The sequence below is a fragment of the Bradyrhizobium sp. SZCCHNRI3052 genome (assembly GCF_032484895.1).
Taxonomy (GTDB): Bacteria; Pseudomonadota; Alphaproteobacteria; order Rhizobiales; family Xanthobacteraceae; genus Bradyrhizobium.
In genome coordinates, this window is sequence record NZ_JAUETW010000006.1 from 46604 (window position 1) to 64488 (window position 17885).

17 protein-coding genes are annotated in these 17885 nt (G+C 65.6%); 12 read left to right on the forward strand and 5 right to left on the reverse strand.

Features of this window, described 5'->3' with window-relative positions; genetic code table 11:
- The first annotated feature begins 17 nt into the window (after positions 1-17).
- The 4 genes from QW887_RS17970 to QW887_RS17985 all read left to right on the forward strand — a co-directional run bounded on the left by QW887_RS17970 (position 18) and on the right by QW887_RS17985 (position 3139).
- On the forward strand, positions 18-734 hold the full coding sequence (locus QW887_RS17970) for a Spy/CpxP family protein refolding chaperone (RefSeq protein WP_315714002.1): 717 nt from the start codon (positions 18-20) through the stop codon (positions 732-734).
- 217 nt (positions 735-951) lie between these two features.
- Complete coding sequence (locus QW887_RS17975) at positions 952-1230, forward strand: metal/formaldehyde-sensitive transcriptional repressor (RefSeq protein WP_315714001.1); 279 nt, start codon at positions 952-954, stop codon at positions 1228-1230.
- Positions 1231-1237: 7 nt separating this feature from the next.
- Positions 1238-2308, forward strand: coding sequence for a nickel/cobalt efflux transporter (locus tag QW887_RS17980; RefSeq protein WP_315714000.1), 1071 nt, complete (start codon positions 1238-1240; stop codon positions 2306-2308).
- Between the two features lie 276 nt (positions 2309-2584).
- Positions 2585-3139: a hypothetical protein gene (locus QW887_RS17985; protein WP_315713999.1), complete on the forward strand. Its 555-nt coding sequence runs from the start codon at positions 2585-2587 to the stop codon at positions 3137-3139.
- A gap of 119 nt (positions 3140-3258) precedes the next feature.
- Here the strand turns inward: QW887_RS17985 and QW887_RS17990 are convergent, their stop codons facing one another.
- Both QW887_RS17990 and QW887_RS17995 read right to left on the reverse strand, forming a co-directional pair.
- Positions 3259-3774, reverse strand: a complete 516-nt coding sequence (locus tag QW887_RS17990; RefSeq protein ID WP_315713998.1) for a hypothetical protein — start codon at positions 3772-3774, stop codon at positions 3259-3261.
- A gap of 130 nt (positions 3775-3904) precedes the next feature.
- Positions 3905-5452, reverse strand: coding sequence for an acetolactate synthase large subunit (locus QW887_RS17995; RefSeq protein ID WP_315713997.1), 1548 nt, complete (start codon positions 5450-5452; stop codon positions 3905-3907).
- Positions 5453-5730: 278 nt separating this feature from the next.
- On the opposite strand from QW887_RS17995, the gene QW887_RS18000 reads away from it, so the two are divergent.
- Positions 5731-6303, forward strand: a complete 573-nt coding sequence (locus QW887_RS18000) for a L,D-transpeptidase (RefSeq protein WP_315713996.1) — start codon at positions 5731-5733, stop codon at positions 6301-6303.
- A gap of 21 nt (positions 6304-6324) precedes the next feature.
- Positions 6325-7167: a DUF2927 domain-containing protein gene (locus QW887_RS18005; RefSeq protein WP_315713995.1), complete on the forward strand. Its 843-nt coding sequence runs from the start codon at positions 6325-6327 to the stop codon at positions 7165-7167.
- Between the two features lie 267 nt (positions 7168-7434).
- Here the strand turns inward: QW887_RS18005 and QW887_RS18010 are convergent, their stop codons facing one another.
- From QW887_RS18010 to QW887_RS18020, 3 genes are all read right to left on the reverse strand, one after another.
- Positions 7435-8580 (reverse strand): M48 family metallopeptidase, encoded by a 1146-nt coding sequence (locus QW887_RS18010; RefSeq protein WP_315713994.1) that lies wholly within the window; start codon positions 8578-8580, stop codon positions 7435-7437.
- Positions 8555-9688, reverse strand: coding sequence for a DUF898 family protein (locus QW887_RS18015; RefSeq protein ID WP_315714374.1), 1134 nt, complete (start codon positions 9686-9688; stop codon positions 8555-8557). Before QW887_RS18015 ends, QW887_RS18010 begins: the two co-directional genes overlap by 26 nt.
- Before the next feature lie 207 nt (positions 9689-9895).
- The gene (locus tag QW887_RS18020) at positions 9896-11068 is read right to left on the reverse strand and encodes an isovaleryl-CoA dehydrogenase (RefSeq protein ID WP_315713993.1); all 1173 of its coding nucleotides are present in this window, start codon (positions 11066-11068) and stop codon (positions 9896-9898) included.
- A 217-nt stretch (positions 11069-11285) separates the two neighbouring features.
- Here QW887_RS18020 and QW887_RS18025 point away from each other — a divergent pair, with 217 nt between their 5' ends.
- The 6 genes from QW887_RS18025 (at position 11286) to QW887_RS18050 (ending at position 17884) form a co-directional block, all read left to right on the forward strand.
- On the forward strand, positions 11286-12581 hold the full coding sequence (locus QW887_RS18025) for a cytochrome P450 (protein ID WP_315767816.1): 1296 nt from the start codon (positions 11286-11288) through the stop codon (positions 12579-12581).
- A 183-nt stretch (positions 12582-12764) separates the two neighbouring features.
- The gene (locus tag QW887_RS18030) at positions 12765-14036 is read left to right on the forward strand and encodes a cytochrome P450 (protein WP_315713991.1); all 1272 of its coding nucleotides are present in this window, start codon (positions 12765-12767) and stop codon (positions 14034-14036) included.
- A 276-nt stretch (positions 14037-14312) separates the two neighbouring features.
- Positions 14313-14852 carry a thiamine pyrophosphate-binding protein gene (locus QW887_RS18035; protein WP_315752662.1) on the forward strand — a complete coding sequence of 180 codons (540 nt, stop codon included), beginning with the start codon at positions 14313-14315 and terminating at the stop codon, positions 14850-14852.
- Entirely contained in the window at positions 14852-15433 is a 582-nt protein-coding gene (locus QW887_RS18040) for a thiamine pyrophosphate-dependent enzyme (protein ID WP_315713989.1), read from the forward strand. Before QW887_RS18035 ends, QW887_RS18040 begins: the two co-directional genes overlap by 1 nt.
- A gap of 162 nt (positions 15434-15595) precedes the next feature.
- Entirely contained in the window at positions 15596-16762 is a 1167-nt protein-coding gene (locus QW887_RS18045) for an acyl-CoA dehydrogenase family protein (protein ID WP_315713988.1), read from the forward strand.
- A 9-nt stretch (positions 16763-16771) separates the two neighbouring features.
- On the forward strand, positions 16772-17884 hold the full coding sequence (locus tag QW887_RS18050) for a CaiB/BaiF CoA-transferase family protein (protein WP_316194773.1): 1113 nt from the start codon (positions 16772-16774) through the stop codon (positions 17882-17884).
- The last annotated feature ends 1 nt before the right edge of the window (position 17885 follow it).

Here is a 17885-nt window from a genome sequence, read left to right on the forward strand (position 1 = left end):
GAGCCCGCCGACCGTTGATGTGGATCAACCTGAATGGCCCACGTCTGGCCATTGTTGATCGCCCCCTGAAGGAGGACTTGGTCATGCAAAAATTGCCCCTGGCTTTTCTGTTGGCGTTTTCTGCTTTGGCGCATCCCGCCTTTGCTCAATCCTCTAGTGACCATTCGGCCCATCATCCTGATCAGAAGGAAGCGCCAGCAACTGATGCCGGCAAATCGACCAGCGGGGCGAGTTCGTCACAGACCATGATGGGCGGCGGCATGATGAAGATGATGGACGGCATGCCGATGTCCAACATGATGCCGATGATGTCCGGCATGACGCGGCCGTCCGACGATTGTACGGGCTGCATGGAGGTGCTCGATCATGTGGAGGGACGAATCGCATTCCTGCGGGCGGAGCTCAAGATCACGGACGCCCAGATGCCGGCATGGAACGGCTTCGCCGACGCGTTTCGCGCGCGTGCGAAGACGCTCGGCGATCTGCGGACTGCGATGATGTCGCAGGCCGGCTCGGAGACGGTGCTCGACCAGCTGACCGCACAGGAAAAATCGCTATCGGCTCGCCTCGACGCCACGCGAGCGATCAAGACCGCCCTGAGCGACCTCGTCGCAACCTTTTCCGACGAGCAGCGAAAGGTGGCCGACGAACTGCTCGCGCCCAATCTCGGCATGCCGCCGATGGGGATGCGGGGCGGCCGAATGAGCTCCATGCGGATGCAGCGGGGCCATTAGGAGAGGACCTGCTCCATGAAGCCGTCGACTCCGCCTCCGCCTGGCAGTCGTCAATCCGAACGGGGGATCCGCGGCGCTCGTCGGTTTCGTGCAATGACCGGTACGACGGGGCTGCCGGGGGCCGATCGGCAAGCGGATACGCCGCGAGCGTCGCATTCGACGTCTGCGGTCGACATGGGAAGTTGACCTATATAGGGTACCCCCCTATATTATTCCGATGTCGCACACCATCAAACACAAGTCCAAGCTCCTCGCACGGGTCCGGCGCATCAAGGGCCAGATCGATGCGGTGGAGCGCGCGCTCGAAGCGGAGTTGGGCTGCGCCGACGTGCTCATGCTCGTCGCGTCGGTCAGGGGCGCAATCGGAGGCCTGACCACCGAGCTGCTGGAAGATCACATCCGGCACCATGTCGTGGACCCCGCCCACGAAAGCGATCCCGACAAGGCCAAGGGCGCCGCCGACCTGATCGAAGTGGTCCGGACCTATCTGAAGTGAGACTGGCATGACCGATCTGTCTCAACTGCTCCAGCAAGGCAGCGCGCATGCGTGGCTGTTCGTGCCCAGCGCGATTGCCCTGGGTGCGCTGCATGGCCTGGAGCCCGGTCATTCCAAGACCATGATGGCCGCCTTCATCGTCGCAATCCGCGGCACCGTCCTGCAGGCCGTGCTGCTCGGCCTCTCGGCGACCATCTCCCACACCGCGATCGTATGGGTGATCGCACTCGCCGGTCTTCACTTCGGTCAGGAGCTTTCGGGCGAGCGCAGCGAAGCCCTTCTGCAACTGATCTCGGCCGTCGTCATCATCGGCATCGCGGCCTGGATGGTCTGGCGCACCTGGCGGGACCAGAGTGGACACCATGACCATGACCATCATCACCATCACGACGCGCTGCGATCGGTCGCGCTTGCCGGCCACGCGCTGTCGGTGGAGATCTTCGAAGATGGCGTGCCGCCGCGTTGGCGGATCCGGAATGAGACCGGCGCACTCCCACCCGCCGATACGCTCCACGTCACGACCGTTCGTGGAGACGGCCACGAGCAGCAGTTCAGTTTCCGGGCCAGCGGCGACGCCTTGGAGAGCATCGAGGAGATCCCGGAGCCGCACGCGTTCAAGGCACGCATCACGCTTGCTGGCGCCTCCGTCGAGATTCTGTTCGAGGAGCACACCCACGATCACATGGACCTCGGCGACGAGGACGATGCCCATGCGCGCGCCCACGCCGACGACATTCGACGGCGCTTCGCCGGCCGTACGGTCACGACCGCACAGATCGTCCTCTTCGGACTGAGCGGCGGTCTGATCCCTTGCCCCGCCGCCATCACGGTCCTGCTGTTGTGCCTTCAACTGAAGCAGTTCAGCCTGGGCTTCATCCTGGTGCTCTGCTTCGGCATCGGCCTGGCCATCACCATGGTGTCCGTCGGTGTTCTGGCCGCACTCAGCCTTCGGCATGTCGAGCGCCACTGGTCCGGCTTCAGCCGCCTCGCGCACCAGGCGCCCTATCTCTCGGCTGCTCTGATCGTACTGGTCGGGACCTATACGGGTTGGCTGGGACTGCACCAACTGATGACTTGAGGCGAAAGCGCGACCTAAGCCGATGCGGCGCCACAGAGGATTCATGGGCGAATTTGTCCCTGAATGTCGGCCGGACTAGCCTCTCATCGGCAGATCGAACCGCCGCCGATCGATCGCCTCGCGCTCCGACAGTCCCGCCGCCCGCGCAGAGATCCGGCGCGTAGATCTGACAGCGGCGCTCCTGGCTCTCCGTAGCGGCGTCGATGCGAGATCATCGATGTCGCGCGCAGCTTCCAGGCAGCGCCCGAGCTTGGCGGGAATGCCGAGGTCCTGGTCGTGGGCTCGAGCGACCTCCGCCAGGATCTCGGCACCGCGCTGAGGCCGATTGGCATGACATTCATTCCCATGACGCCGCGAGCCCACCGCATCGCGATGAGAGCCCGAAGCTCGCAGCCGCAGTTGGAGGCTGCTGCGTCGATGCACTGGGCCAAATTGGCCTCGCTCACCCGCGCATGGGCTCCCTGCGTCCGGCACAATCGTCACAGAATGCCCTCGCCGCTGCCCGTGCCGCCGGTGCAAGTCGGCTTTTGCGGGGCGGAACTCTCACGTTTTCCTGATTCCTGCGTCAGAACGCCGCTGGTCGAATTCGCCTATGGTCCGGCGCGTTTCCAACCCACGGAGGTTTTCCGCATGCGTAAACTGATCATCGCTACCGCCGCCCTCGCGTTCGTCTCGTCGGCCGCTCTTGCCCAGTCCACCGAGAAGCCGATGACGACCACCGGCCAGTCGGCGAAGAGCGGCGACGCCATGGGCGGGGGCGACGACATGAAGATGAGCAAGACGAAGAAGAAGTCGGCGAAGAAGTCGTCCGGCGACGCCATGTCGAAGTAAGGCGTGGGAGCGCCTGTCCGCAGGCTCCACATGCGCGACGAGATCGGGCCGCTCCTCTCAGGGGCGGCCCTTGTTCATTCGCGTCGACCGGCGATCGCGCACCTCTTCTGCGAGATGTCTCAGCCGGCGGCGAGTCCCATCTGCTGCAATCGCCCCGCGAACCAGGCCGACAAGACCGGATCGATCCGGGCGCCGACATAGACCTCCGGCGTGATCACGCTGCGGCGGTCGAGAATCACCAGCACGCCGATCCAATAGGCGAACCACAGATGCGGATCGGTCAGCGCCATCAGCTTGTGGCGGTCATGCGCCAGCGGCTGGTGGTTGCCGGCCTTGCGGACCTCGATCGCCAGCAGATTGTCGGGCACGGCACGCTTGTGCACGACGATGTCCGGGTAGACCGATTTTCCCAGCTCGTCGTCGGTCGAGACGATGGTGCCACGCGGCAGCAGCATGGCGCGGTCGCCGAGCCGGTTGTAATCGCAATCGACGTCCCACCCCAGGAAGTTGCGTTCGAGATGCACCGCCAGCCGATGCGTCAAGGCGCGCTCGCCGAGATCACGGTCGAGGATGAAGCGCTCGCGCGCATAGAACTCCTGCAGCGCAGAGATCAGCCGGTTCAATTCACTGTGCATGCCGCTCAGATACAGGAGAGAAGGACACCTCACCATCAACACGCGATCGGCGTGAGTCGCCAACCCCATAAATGAGGCGATGCGCCTTCCCTCGGCCGGCGGCCGTTTTGCGGCCGCCAGCGTTGCGGATTTACATCTGCACTTCGATCAGGCGCGGACCGTATTCGGCGTTCGCCTCGGCCAGCGCGGCGTTGAACTCCTCGGCCGTGGCGACGGCGCGGCCGGGGACGCCCATGCCCTTGGCCATGGCGACGAAGTCGAGCGTCGGACGGTCGATCTTGAGCATGTCCTGGGCGCGCTGGCCGGGCTCGCCGGCGCCGACGCCGTCGAACTCGCCGCGCAGGATCTGGTAGATCCTGTTGGCGAACACCACCGTGACGACGTTGAGGTTCTCGCGCGCCTGGGTCCACAGCGACTGGATCGTGTACATCGCGCTGCCGTCGCCCACGAGGCACATGACCTTGCGGTCCGGGCAGGCCACCGCGGCGCCGGTCGCGACCGGGGTCGAGAAGCCGATCGAGCCGCCCATGTTCTGCAGCCAGTCATGCGGCTTGGCGGCCGCCGTCGGCGGGAAGAAGCCGCGGCCCGTGGTGATGGATTCGTCGACGACGATCGCGTTCTCGGGGATCGCATAGGCGATCGCCTGGGCGATGGTGGTGTGGTTGAGCGCCCCTAGCGGCTTGATCAGCTCGGCGAGCGGCTGCGGCTTCACGTCGGCCGGCTTGGCGCCGAGATGGCCGGCCAGCGCCTCGAGCGCCGCAGCCGAGTTCTCGCCCCAGGCGGTCATGCGGTGTACCTCGGTGCCCTCGGCCTTGAGCATGCTCGGCTTGTTCGGATAGGCGAAGAAGGCGACGGGGTCGTTGGCCTCGACCAGCACGATGTGCTTGTAGTTCTTCAGGATCGGCAGCGCCTGCTCGATCACGTAAGGAATGCGGTCGATCGAGAAGCGGCCGGCGCCGCGCGCCATGCGCGGGTGATAGGTCTGGCCCATCACGCGGCAGCCGGTCTTGCCGGCAATCTGCTGGGCGAAGGTCAGCGCCTGCTCGGTCAGCGCGCCCGCCGTCATCAGCACCAGGGTCTCGGGGCCGTGGGCATGCAGGATCTTGGCCGCCTTCTCCACCGCGTCAGCCGAATAGCTCGGGCGCTGCGCCTCTCCCGGAACCTGGGCAATGCCGTCGGCCTCGTTCCAGGCGGTGTCGGCGGGCAGGATCAGGGTGGCGATCTGCGGCGGCGCGCTCTTGGCGGCGGCGATCGCGGCGGCGCCGTCGGCGGCCACGGCCTTGGCGCTCGGCGAGGTCCGCACCCAGTCCGACATCGGCCGCGCCAGGCCCTCGATGTCCGAGGTCAGCGGCGCGTTGAAGCCGATGTGGTAGGTGGCGTGCTGGCCGACGATGTTGACGATGCCCGAGCGGGCCTTCTTGGCGTTGTGCAAATTGGCAAGGCCGTTGGCGAGGCCGGGGCCGAGATGGAGAAGCGTCGAGGCCGGCGTGCCCTTCATGCGGAAATAGCCGTCGGCGGCGCCGGTCACCACGCCTTCGAACAGGCCGAGCACGCAGCGCATGCCCTCGACACGGTCGAGCGCGGCGACGAAGTGCATCTCGGAGGTGCCCGGATTGGTAAAGCAGACGTCAACGCCGCCCGCGACCAGGGTCCGCACCAGGCTTTCCGCACCGTTCATCCTATTCTCCTGCTGATTCCGCGCGCCATTTGCAATGCTGGGCAGATCAATCATTGTTCGCCCGCGGCGTCAAAGGGGCTGGCCGCATTGCTGCCATCGCCGCGGTGCTCATGCGCGGGCTTGGCTAACAGGATGTTGGTCCAGGACGCGCGCGATTTTCCGTGGGATTTGGGTCACGGACCGTCGCCACATACCGGCCTCACGCCGCCGTGGGTTGCGAAGTGCAACCGTTTATGGCCTGTCTGCGAACGGAATTTGATGTTTGCCAGGGGATGGAAATGAAGCGCTGTTTGGCTTTGGGAATTGCTGCGGTCGCGTCGGTGGCAAGCGCCGGGATGGCGCGGGCGGAAATGTTCGACACCAGGGACCTCTTCGGCGGCGGGCCGAACTTCTACCAGAGCGGCGTGAGCCCGATTCCGCGCCAGACCGTGATGTTCCAGAGCCAGTATGCGCCCGGCACCATCATCGTGAACACCAGCGAGCGCCGGCTCTATCTGGTCCTGCCCGGCGGCCAGGCGTTGCGCTACGGCATCGGTGTCGGCCGTGACGGGTTCCGCTGGAGCGGCGTGCACCGCATCACCGCGAAGAAGGAATGGCCGGCCTGGACCCCGCCGTCGCAGATGCTGCGGCGCCGGCCCGACCTGCCGCGCCACATGGCCGGCGGCATCGAGAACCCGCTCGGCGCCCGCGCGATGTATCTCGGCTCCACGCTGTACCGCATCCACGGCTCGAACGAGCCCGAGACGATCGGCCAGGCGGTATCGTCGGGCTGCTTCCGCATGACCAATGACGACGTCGCCGACCTCTACGACCGCGTCTCGGTCGGCGCCACCGTGATCGTCAAGAACTGAGAGCCGCACGCGACCACGACGATGAGGCAATGTCACAGCGCGCATCCTCGCCGGCAGCACCGGTGCTCCGGGCGTCCCCTGCGGAGCGCGGTGGCAGCCGCGCTGGCTGCGCTCGTAACCGTGGTGGTCCCGCTGCCGACGTCGGCCGCCGAAATTCCGGCGATCGCCGCCCGCCAGCGCATCGAGAAGAAGAGCTTCACCGACGCCGAGATCACCGACGGCTTCTTCAAGACCGCCTTCGGCGCCGAGTATCACCTGGCGGGCCGGGTTGACCGCATCCGGAAGTACAGCGCGCCGGTGCGGGTGTTTGCCGACGGCCGCCGCGCCGACCGCAAGGCGCAGCTCGCCAAGGTCGTCAAAGATATCGCCGCCCGCATCCGCAACCTCGACATTGCGATGACCGAGACCGACGGCGACGCCAATGTCCGCGTCAAGCTGGTGCGCGACCGCGACCTCTACCACACCATCAGCCAAGCCTATGGCAGCGAGCGCGCGCGCGAGATCAAGACCTCGCTGGATCCGCAATGCCTGTCCGGCTTCCGCAAGAACGAGGCGTTCGAGATCGAGCGCTCCGACGTCATCCTGACCGTCGACAACGGCGATTTCGTCTTCCTCGATTGCGCCTATGAGGAGCTGCTGCAGTCGCTCGGGCCGATCAACGACACCTCGAGCGTGCCCTGGACGATGTTCAACGACAACGTTTCGATGGGCTATTTCGACGTCTACGACCAGTACATCCTCAACCTGCTGTACGACCCGCGCGTCAAGGCCGGCATGACGCTCGCCGACGTCAAGGCGGTGCTGCCGGACGTGCTGGTCGATGTGCGGGCCTGGGTCAGGAAGACCAACAATCTGGCGGAGTGAGCGGTCGGTTGATCCGAACGCGCTTGTGATCGCCTCATTGAGAGCCCGGACGCCGCCTCAGCCTCCGCTGTCGTCCCTGCGAACGTAGGGACCCATACGCCGCGGCCTCTGCAAGTGGCAAGCTGAGCGACGCCCGCTTCCAACAACAAGGTTCGGTGGTTATGGGTCCCTGCGTTCGCAGGGACGACAACGAATGTATGGCAACGCTGTCGGCACAAATCGACGCCAAGCGCAGCCGTCGCCCGAACGCCAAACGCGTCCCAATGCCTAGCGACAAATCCCCTTCAGCGCCTTCCACTCCTCCGCACTGAGCAGCGGCGGGCCGCTCGGCGGCCGGTCTTCGGCACGCATGCGGGCGAGACGGTCCTCGCTGAGCGGATGGCTGGCCCACAGCGACGGGCGCTTGCCGTCCTCCTTGCCGGTGATGCGGAACAGCAATTCACCCATTGGGCGCGTCGGCCGTCCGAGCTTATGCATCACCTCGATGGCGAAGCCGTCCGCGGCCGCCTCCGCCTCGCGCGAATAGGACGCGTTGATCATGGCCCGCGAGGCGAAGATCGCCGCACCCGCGCCGGTGACGTCGCCGAACAGCAGGCCGATCAGGAACGAGCTGCCGCCATTGTGGATCATCTGCCGCAGGTTGTCGCGATGCTTGAGGTGGCCGAGCTCGTGCGCCAGCACGCCGGCGACCTCGTCGGGGTCATTGGCCTTGTCGAGCAGCCCCCTGAACAGGAAGAATCGCCCGCCCGGCAGCGCGAAGGCGTTGGGGATCGGCGTGTCCAGCACCTGCGACGCGATGCTGTCGTCGAGGCCGGCGGGGTGGCGCAGCGCCGTCACCAGCTTGGCGAACGCGGCCTGCCCCGCCGCCTCGCTGCAGAGCTTGTCGCCGAACACGGTCTGGATCTGCACCACGGCGGCCTCGCCGAGATGCCGCTCCATGGTCGGCGGCACCAGGGGCGTCAGCCGGTCGGAGGCGAACGGAATCACCACCAGCACGACGGCGACGATCGAGGCGGCGGCGGCCAGCGACCAGCCGACGATGCGCGTGATGGCGCCGCGGGTCATCCTGTTCTGGTCGATGTGGCTGCAGCGCGCGATCAGCTCGGCCGACAGCGCTGCGTCGCGGATCTCCAGCCGCGCCAGCGGCGACGCCGACAGGCAGCTCATGCGCAGCGTGCCGCTCGGTCCATCGACGCGGCGGATGTCGGCATAGGGCCAGGAGACGAAATTGTCGGCGCTGCGCATCACGAGCTGATTGGCAAAGCCGATCGTGACCACCTGCCGCCGGTTGGACAGGCCGTCGAAATAGACCGCAGGGCCGCCGAGCGGAGCGGCAGGCTCGACCGGCGTGGCGGCGGCCGGCGCAGCAGCGCCCGCCGGCCCGGAATCAGAATCCGGCGACGTCGAGTCCATCGGCAAATCCTTCGCCGAGCGCGCTGGCCAGATCGCCCTTGGCGGCGACATTGGCCATGGCCTCGATGCCATGCACTTGAACCGACTGCAGCACGGTCGCCCACATGTCGCGCACCAGATAGAGCCGCATCACGACGTTGAGCGCCAGGATCCAGGCGACGTAGCCCAATCCGACCAGCACCAGCATCGGTATGTTGTCAGACAGCGCCTGCACCTGAGGCAGGCCGTCGCTTCCCGGCCCCAGCAGTTTGATCATCAGCGCGGCGACGCCACTGAAATAGGCGCCGGAGGCGACCGACAGCAGAAACCACCAGCCGATCACCTTCCAATACAGACCATAGAACGCGTTGCCGGGCAGGTCCGATTCCAGACGCACGCCGCCGAAGCGGATGCCCGACAGCCACCAGCGCCACTCGATCGCTTTGAACTGCGCATAGACGAACGGAAACAACGGAAACAGCAGCAGCGCAAACGGCGCGATGACCCACAGATACCAGGCGCGCTTGAAGAACTCCCAGCCGCGTCCCTCGAAGTCGCCGCTGAGATCGCCATAGTGCGAATGCCGCATCTTGTAGCGCTCGAGCGCGGCGGCGCGCCACGGCCAGGCCAGCCCCAGCGTGACCACCGTCAACAAGGTCCACAGCATGGCGCGCCCGGCATAGGCCCAGCCCGAGCCGGTCATCCAGAATCGGATGCCGCGCCAGACCGTGCGCGTCAGGCGGTAGCGGCGCGCGCGGAAGATCGCGAACTGGCCGAAGGCGTAGAAGGCGATCACCAGCGGCACGCTGGCGAAGGCCTTGAAGCGCTCGGCCTCGACGCCGACGAGGAAGTAGGCAAGGTAGATCGGGACCAGGATCGCCATCGCGAACAGGAAGCCAATCAGGAGCTCCTTGCCGCGGCCGGTATATTCGGCGGCATCACCGTCGACGGCCGTGTTGACCCAGAGATGACGGCGGATGTCGGTCGCGAGCCAGAACCGGTAGAAGCCCAGCGTGATCAGTTCGATGGCCGCCCCGCGGCTGACCAGCCGGAAGAACTCGCCACGCGCACCCGAGAAGGTGGCGGTGAGAGGCGGAAGCGGCGGCGGCTGCTCCGGAACGTAGCTCATCTGGTTCACGGCTCAAGCCTCCGACACCCGCAAAAGATCTACAATATACCTCGATGGTTCGTCGCCGGGACGACTTCGAGGTTCGACGTATTTTCTACGCAAGTCGGCCGAAAAAAAACACCGGCCTCGACGAGGATGACTAAAATATCTGCATCCGGCCGGTTGGCGAACGCATGTCCCGCATACGCCAACCGCTTGGTCTGCGCCTCAAGACGTCTTCTCGAACAATTCCCGCCCGATCAGCATGCGGCGGATCTCGCTGGTGCCGGCGCCGATCTCGTAGAGCTTGGCGTCGCGCAGCAGCCGCCCGGTCGCATAGTCGTTGATATAGCCGTTGCCGCCGAGCAGCTGGATCGCATCGAGCGCACATTGCGTCGCCTTTTCGGCGGCGAACAGAATCGCGCCGGCGGCGTCCTCACGCGTCGTCTCGCCCCGATCGCAGGCCTTGGCCACGGCATAGACATAGGCGCGCGCGGCATTCATCGTCGTGTACATGTCGGCAACCTTGCCCTGCACGAGCTGGAAGGTGCCGATCGGCTGGCCGAACTGCTTGCGCTCGTGCACGTAGGGTAGCACCGCGTCCATGCAGGCCTGCATGATGCCGAGCGGACCTGCCGCGAGCACCGCGCGCTCGTAATCGAGGCCACTCATCAGCACGTTGACGCCGCGGCCGACCTGCCCCAGCACGTTCTCCTCCGGGACCTCGCAATCCTCGAACACCAGCTCACAGGTGTCGGAGCCGCGCATGCCGAGCTTGTCGAGCTTCTGCGCGGTCGAGAAGCCCTTCATGCCCTTCTCGATGATGAACGCGGTGATGCCGCGCGGGCCTCCTTGCGGATCGGTCTTGGCATAGACCACCAGCGTCTCGGCGATCGGACCATTGGTGATCCACATCTTGTTGCCGTTGAGGACGAAGCGGTCTCCCTTCTTGTCGGCGCGGGTCTTCATCGACACCACGTCGGAGCCGGCCTGCGGCTCGGACATCGCCAGCGAGCCGACATGCTCGCCCGAGATCAGCTTCGGCAGATATTTGCGCTTCTGCGCCTCGTTGCCGTTGCGGCGGATCTGGTTGACGCAGAGGTTGGAGTGGGCGCCGTAGGACAGGCCCACCGAGGCCGAGGCGCGCGAGATCTCTTCCATGGCGATGCAGTGCTCGAGATAGCCGAGGCCGGCACCGCCATACTCTTCCTCCACCGTGATGCCGTGCAGACCGAGCTCGCCGATCCTGGGCCAGAGATCGCGCGGAAACTGGTTGGAGCGGTCGATCTCGGCAGCGCGCGGCGCGATCTGCTCTTGCGAAAAGCTCGCCACCGTCTCGCGAATCGCGTCTGCGGTCTCGCCGAGATCGAAATTGAACATGCGCTGCGCGTTGGCGATCATGGGGCGGCCTCCTGCTAGTCTTCTGCTTTGCAACAATCGCCCAAAGCCATATTCCGTGACGTGGCGCTTGTCACGCCCGACGTCCGGACAAATACCAGCGTTGCGACGCAAGACCGGCCCGGCGGCCCCACTCCGCGCTTGCCCCGCGCTCCCGGGCAGGATGTAATCGCACCCAACATCGCCGGACAGCTCAAATCCGGCCATCAGGGAGACGTCCATGCACGGGACCACCACGACGGCCGAGGCACAGCGACACGCCGCAGCAGGCGAGCGCGTCGACGACACGGCCGCCAGCCGCGCCGCATCGTTGCCGCTCGCCGAATTCGACCCCGGTCATCCGGAGTTGTTCCGTACCGACACGCACTGGCCCTATTTCGACCGGCTGCGTCGCGAGGATCCGGTGCACTACTGCAAGGAGTCGATGTTCGGTCCCTACTGGTCGATCACCCGATACGACGACATCATGGAGATCGAGACAAACCACGCGGTGTTCTCCTCGGCGTCCGCGCTCGGCGGCATCACCATTCGCGACGTCGATCCTGACCTGCGCCGCGAGAGCTTCATCGCGATGGATCCGCCGCGCCATGCCGCGCAGCGCAAGACCGTGGCACCGATGTTCACGCCGACACATCTCGACGAGCTCGCGATCAACATCCGCAAGCGCTCCGCCGAATGCCTGGACAATCTGCCTGTCGGCGAGGTGTTCGACTGGGTCGATCGCGTCTCGATCGAGCTGACCACGCAGATGCTGGCGGTGCTGTTCGACTTCCCCTGGGAAGACCGCCGCAAGCTGACGCGCTGGTCGGATATCGCGACCACGATCCCCGGCCCCGATGGGCTTGTCGCGACCGAGGACGAACGGCAGGCCGAACTGATGGACTGTGCGCGCTATTTCGCCCGGCTCTGGCAGGAGCGCGTCAACCAGCCGCCGAAGAGCGACCTGCTGTCGATGATGGCCCACAGCGAGGCGACCCGGAACATGGACCCGAAGAACTTCCTCGGCAATCTCGTGCTCCTGATCGTCGGCGGCAACGACACCACGCGCAATACCATGTCCGGCAGCATCTATGCGCTCAGTCAGAACCCTGATCAGTACCGCAAGCTCAAGGACAACCCCGCGCTGATCGACAGCTTCGTCCCCGAGGTCATCCGCTGGCAGACCCCGCTCGCCCACATGCGCCGCACCGCGCTGGAAGACATCGAGTTCCGCGGCAAGCAGATCAAGAAAGGCGACAAGGTCGTGATGTGGTACGTCTCGGGCAACCGCGACGAGGCCGCCATCGAGCGTCCCTACGACTTCATCATCGACCGTGTCAGGCCGCGCCAGCATCTGTCATTTGGCTTCGGCATCCACCGCTGCGTCGGCTTGCGATTGGCCGAACTGCAACTCAAGATCATCTGGGAGGAGATCCTGAAACGATTCGATCATATCGACGTGATGGACGAGCCGAAGCGGGTCTATTCGAGCTTCGTGAAGGGATATGAGACGTTGCCGGTACGGATTGCAGTGTGAACTGATTGCGGTGCAGATCAACTTTGCCGTCATGCCCCGCGCAGGCGGGGCATCCCGTATTCCGGAGAACGATATTGCAATATGATTGACGTCTCGACGTACTGGATCGTCCGCCTTTGCGGAGGATGACGTGAGTACGATCGGTACGGCAGCAAGAAACAGCAGCAAGCAAAGGACCACCCCATGACCGTCCAGGCCGCGCTTCGCTCCGATAAGGCCGATCTGCTGCGCGACGCGCGCCTCGAGGCCTACTCGACGCCGATCGAGGACTTCCATCCCGGCGCGCCCCGGCTGTTCCAGAACGACACGATCTGGCCGTGGTTCGAGCGGCTGCGCAAGGAGGCGCCCGTGCACTACTGCACCAAGGCGCCGATCGAGCCCTATTGGTCGGTGACGCGCTATCACGACATCATGCATGTCGATACCAACCACGCGGTCTTCTCGTCGGACGTCAGCAATGGCGGAATCATGATCCGCGACGTGCCGCCGGGCTATGAGTGGCCGAGCTTCATCGCGATGGACGAGCCCCGCCATGGCGAGCAGCGCAAGACCGTGCAGCCGATGTTCACGCCGGACCATCTCGACGAGATGGCGGTGCTGATCCGGCAGCGCTCGGCCAAGGTGCTGGATTCGCTGCCGCGCAACGAGACCTTCAACTGGGTCGAGAAGGTCTCGATCGAGCTGACGACACAGATGCTGGCGACCCTGTTCGACTTCCCGTTCGAGGAGCGCCGCAAGCTGACGCGCTGGTCGGATGTCTCCACCGCCCTGCCCAAGAGCGGCATCGTTTCGTCGGAGGAGGAGCGCCGCCGCGAGCTCGGCGAATGCGCCGAGACCTTCGGCCGGATGTGGAAGGCGCGTCAGGCCGAGCCCGGCCGCGACCTGATCTCGATGATGGCGCACAGCGAGGCGACGCGGCACATGACGCCGGACAATCTGATGGGCAACCTGATCCTGCTCATCGTCGGCGGCAACGACACCACCCGCAATACGATGACGGCATCGGTGCTGGCGTTGAACGAGAACCCGGCCGAGTATCAGAAGCTGCGCGACAATCCGGCGCTGATCGAGACCATGGTGCCCGAGGTGATCCGCTGGCAGACGCCGCTCGCCCACATGCGCCGCACCGCGCTGGTCGATACCGAGCTCGGCGGGAAGACGATCAAGAAGGGGGACCGCGTCGTGATGTGGTACGTCTCGGGCAACCGCGACGGGGAGGTGATCGAGAACCCCGACGCCTTCATCATCGACCGCAAGCGGCCGCGCATTCATCTCTCATTCGGCTTCGGCATCCACCGCTGCGTCGGCATGCGACTCGCCGAGTTGCAGCTGCGCATCGTCTGGCAAGAGATCCTCAAGCGTTTCGACCGCATCGAGGTCGTGGGCGAGCCGAAGCGGGTCTATTCCAGCTTCGTCCGCGGCTATGAATCGCTGCCGGTGCGGATCCCGGGGTGAGTTCCTGTTGCTCCCGCCACTCCACATGACGATCGCGTGGTCGGCCGCATGGGGCCTCATGGTTCGAGACGCGCCGCGAGCGGCGCTCCTCACCATGAGGGTGAGGAGCCGCGCAGCGGCGTCTCGAACCATGAGGCCTCCCAAGCCGGACCACGAGGCCCTAGGCTGCCTATGAGAATCCGGCATGGCGGGTTGAACGAGATTCAATGGGCTTCGACGGTCGTTTCTGGCTAAATCATCCGCTGCACCATCGGTGCTCATGAACCTCAGGACGCCATGGCCGCTTCCGACACGCCCACCACCGACTGGCCGCTCGCCATCTACGAGGCGCTGAAGGCGGCCGACGTCCGTCAGCTGTGCTACGTCCCCGACGCCGGCCATTCCCGCCTGATCGGCCTCGCCCATGACGATCCCGCGATCGCCACCACGGTCCTGACCACCGAAGAGGAAGGTGTCGCGCTCTCCGCCGGCGCCTGGCTCGGCGGGCAGCGCGCAGTGCTGCTGATGCAGTCGAGCGGCGTCGGCAATTGCGTCAACATGCTGTCGTTGCTTCAGAGCTGCCGCTTCCCGTTCCTCGCCTTCGTGACGATGCGCGGCGAGTGGGCCGAGTTCAATCCGTGGCAGGTGCCGATGGGCAAGGCGACGCAGGCGGCCTTCGAGATCATGGGCGTCACGGTGTTCCGGCTGGAACGTCCCGAAGACGCCGGCGAGATGGCGGCCGCTGCAGCGAGGCTCGCGTTCGACAGCGATCAGCCGATCGCGGTGCTGATCTCCCAGCGCATGATCGGCGCCAAGAAGTGGACGGAGGCGAAGTGATGGGAGCACCGCTCGACCGCCGCACCGCCGTCAAGGCGCTGCTGCAGAACCGTGGCGACCTGCTGGTCGTCAGCGGCCTCGGCTCATCGTCCTACGACGTGTTCGCCGCGGGCGATCACGACGCCAACTTCTATCTCTGGGGCGCGATGGGCGGCGCGGCCATGATCGGCCTGGGTCTCGCACTGGCGCAGCCATCGCGCCCGGTCGTCGTCATCACCGGCGACGGCGAACAACTGATGGGGCTCGGCAGCCTCGCGACTGCAGCCGCGAAGAAGCCCAAGAATCTCTCGATCGTCGTGCTCGACAACGCCCATTTCGGCGAGACCGGGATGCAGATGAGCCATTCCGGGCTCGGCGCAAATCTCGAGCTGATCGCGACCGGAGCCGGCTTTCCCTCCGTCAGCACGCTCGAGGACAGCGCGGCGCTCGACGCCTTCCGGCCAAAGCTGCACGCGTTCTCCGGGCCGCACTTCGCCCGCGTCGCGATCTCGACCGATCACGTTGACCGCGCGCTGCCCGCACGCGACGGTGTCTTCCTCAAAAACCGTTTCCGCGGTCATCTCGGATTTCCCGTCAGCTAGAACGTCGCCGCAGGCGGCCTGCTCTGTCGCTCCGGCAAGGCTGCTCGGCTGCAACGCTGGCATTCCAAGCTTGCCAAGCGTGACCCGCTTGGTCATAGGCTATCAGGAAACAAGTCCAGGGAGAGAGCCCAGGCCGCGTCACGGCGGCCGGCGGAGCAACACATGACAGACCAGCATCAGCACGACGATTACGCCGATATCCGCGACGCGGTGGCCAAGCTGTGCGCGCAGTTCCCTGGTGAATATTGGCGCAAGCTCGATCGCGAGATGGCCTATCCCTCGGCCTTCGTCGATGCGCTGACCGAGGCGGGCTATCTCTCCGTGCTGATTCCCGAGGAATATGGCGGCGCGGGATTGAAGCTGTCGGCCGCTGCGGCGATCCTCGAGGAGATCCAGCGTGCCGGCTGCAATGGCGGCGGTTGTCACGCCCAGATGTACACGATGGGCACGGTGCTGCGCCACGGCTCCGCCGAGCAGAAGGCGAAGTGGCTGCCGAAGGTCGCCAGCGGCGAGTTGCGGCTGCAGGCTTTCGGCGTCACCGAACCCACTTCGGGCACCGACACGACGTCGCTGAAGACGGTCGCGAAGCGCGACGGCGACAGCTATGTCGTCAACGGCCAGAAGATCTGGACCAGCCGCGCGGAGCATTCCGACCTGATGATCCTGCTCGCGCGCACTACGCCGAAAGAGCAGGCGCAGAAGCGCACCGATGGTCTCTCCGTCTTCATCGTCGACATGCGCGAGGCCAAGAAGGCCGGGCTCACCATCCGCCCGATCCGGACGATGATGAACCACGCCACGACGGAAGTGTTCTTCACCGACATGCGGGTGCCGGCGGAGAACCTGATCGGCGAGGAAGGCAAGGGCTTCCGCTATATCCTCTCCGGCATGAACGCCGAGCGCATCCTGATCGCGGCCGAATGCGTCGGCGACGCCAAATGGTTCATCGCGAAAGCCACCGCCTATGCCAAGGAGCGCGTCGTGTTCGGCCGCCCGATCGGCCAGAACCAAGGCATCCAGTTCCCGATCGCCAAGGCCTATGCGTCGATGCGGGCCGCGGAGCTGATGGTCAAGGAGGCCACGCGCAAATACGAGGCCGGGCTCGACTGCGGCGCCGAGGCCAATATGGCCAAGATGCTCGCGGCCGATGCGTCGTTCGAGGCGGCCAATGCCTGCATCCAGACCCATGGCGGCTTCGGCTTCGCCGAGGAATACGACGTGGAGCGCAAATTCCGCGAGACGCGGCTGTATCAGGTGGCGCCGATCTCGACCAACCTCATTCTCTCCTACGTCGCCGAGCACGTGCTCGGCATGCCGCGCTCGTATTGAGGTCGGGCCATGCTGCCGCTTGAAGGGATCATTGTCGTCGCCGTCGAGCAGGCGGTGGCCGCGCCGTTCTGCTCGTCGCGTCTCGCCGATGCCGGCGCTCACGTGATCAAGATCGAGCGGCCCGAGGGCGATTTCGCCCGCGGCTACGACGCCGCCGCCAAGGGTCAGAGCAGCTATTTCGTGTGGCTCAACCGCGGCAAGGATTCCGTCGTCGTCGACCTTTCAAGACCGGAAGGTCGCGCCGAGCTGGAGAAGCTGATCGCCGGCGCCGACGTGCTGCTGCAGAACCTGAAGCCCGGCTCGATGGACAGAATGGGCTTTGCCCGCGAGCGGCTGCGCAAGGACTATCCGAAGCTGATCTGCTGCACCATCACCGGCTATGGCGACTCCGGTCCCTACGCCGATCGCAAGGCTTATGACCTGTTGATCCAGGCCGAGAGCGGGCTGGCCTCGATCACCGGCGGGCCGGACGGCCCCTCCCGCGTCGGCATGTCGATCGTCGACGTCGCGACCGGCGCGACGGCGCATGCCGCGATCCTGGAGGCGCTGATCAGGCGCGGCCGCACTGGCGAAGGCGCCGACATCAGGATCTCGATGTTCGACGTGATGGCCGACTGGCTCACCGTGCCGCTGCTCAACGCGGAAGCCGGCAATGCGCCGAAGCGCATCGGCCTCGCCCACCCCTCGATCGCGCCCTATGGCGTGTTCACCTCGAAGGACGGCAAGGACATCCTGATCTCGATCCAGAGCGAGCGCGAGTGGAAGACGCTGTGCGCCAAGGTGCTGGACCAGCCCACATTGCCGGACGATCCGCGCTTCGCCAACATGGTCGAGCGCGTGCGCAACCGTGCGCTGACCGACGGCATCGTCGCGGAGCGCTTCGCGGCGCTGTCGCGCGACGAGCTGCTGGCGAAGCTCGCCGCCGCTGATATCGCCTTTGCCGAGGTCAACAGCATGGCCGACCTCGCGGTTCATCCGCATCTGCGGCGGATCGAGGTGAACACGCCGAACGGCGTCGTCAGCTATCCCGCACCGGCGGCGATCGTGGTCGGCGACGACAGGTGTTACGGCGCCGTGCCCGCGATCGGCGAGGCGGCCTCGCCGCATCAGCGAAAGGGATGAT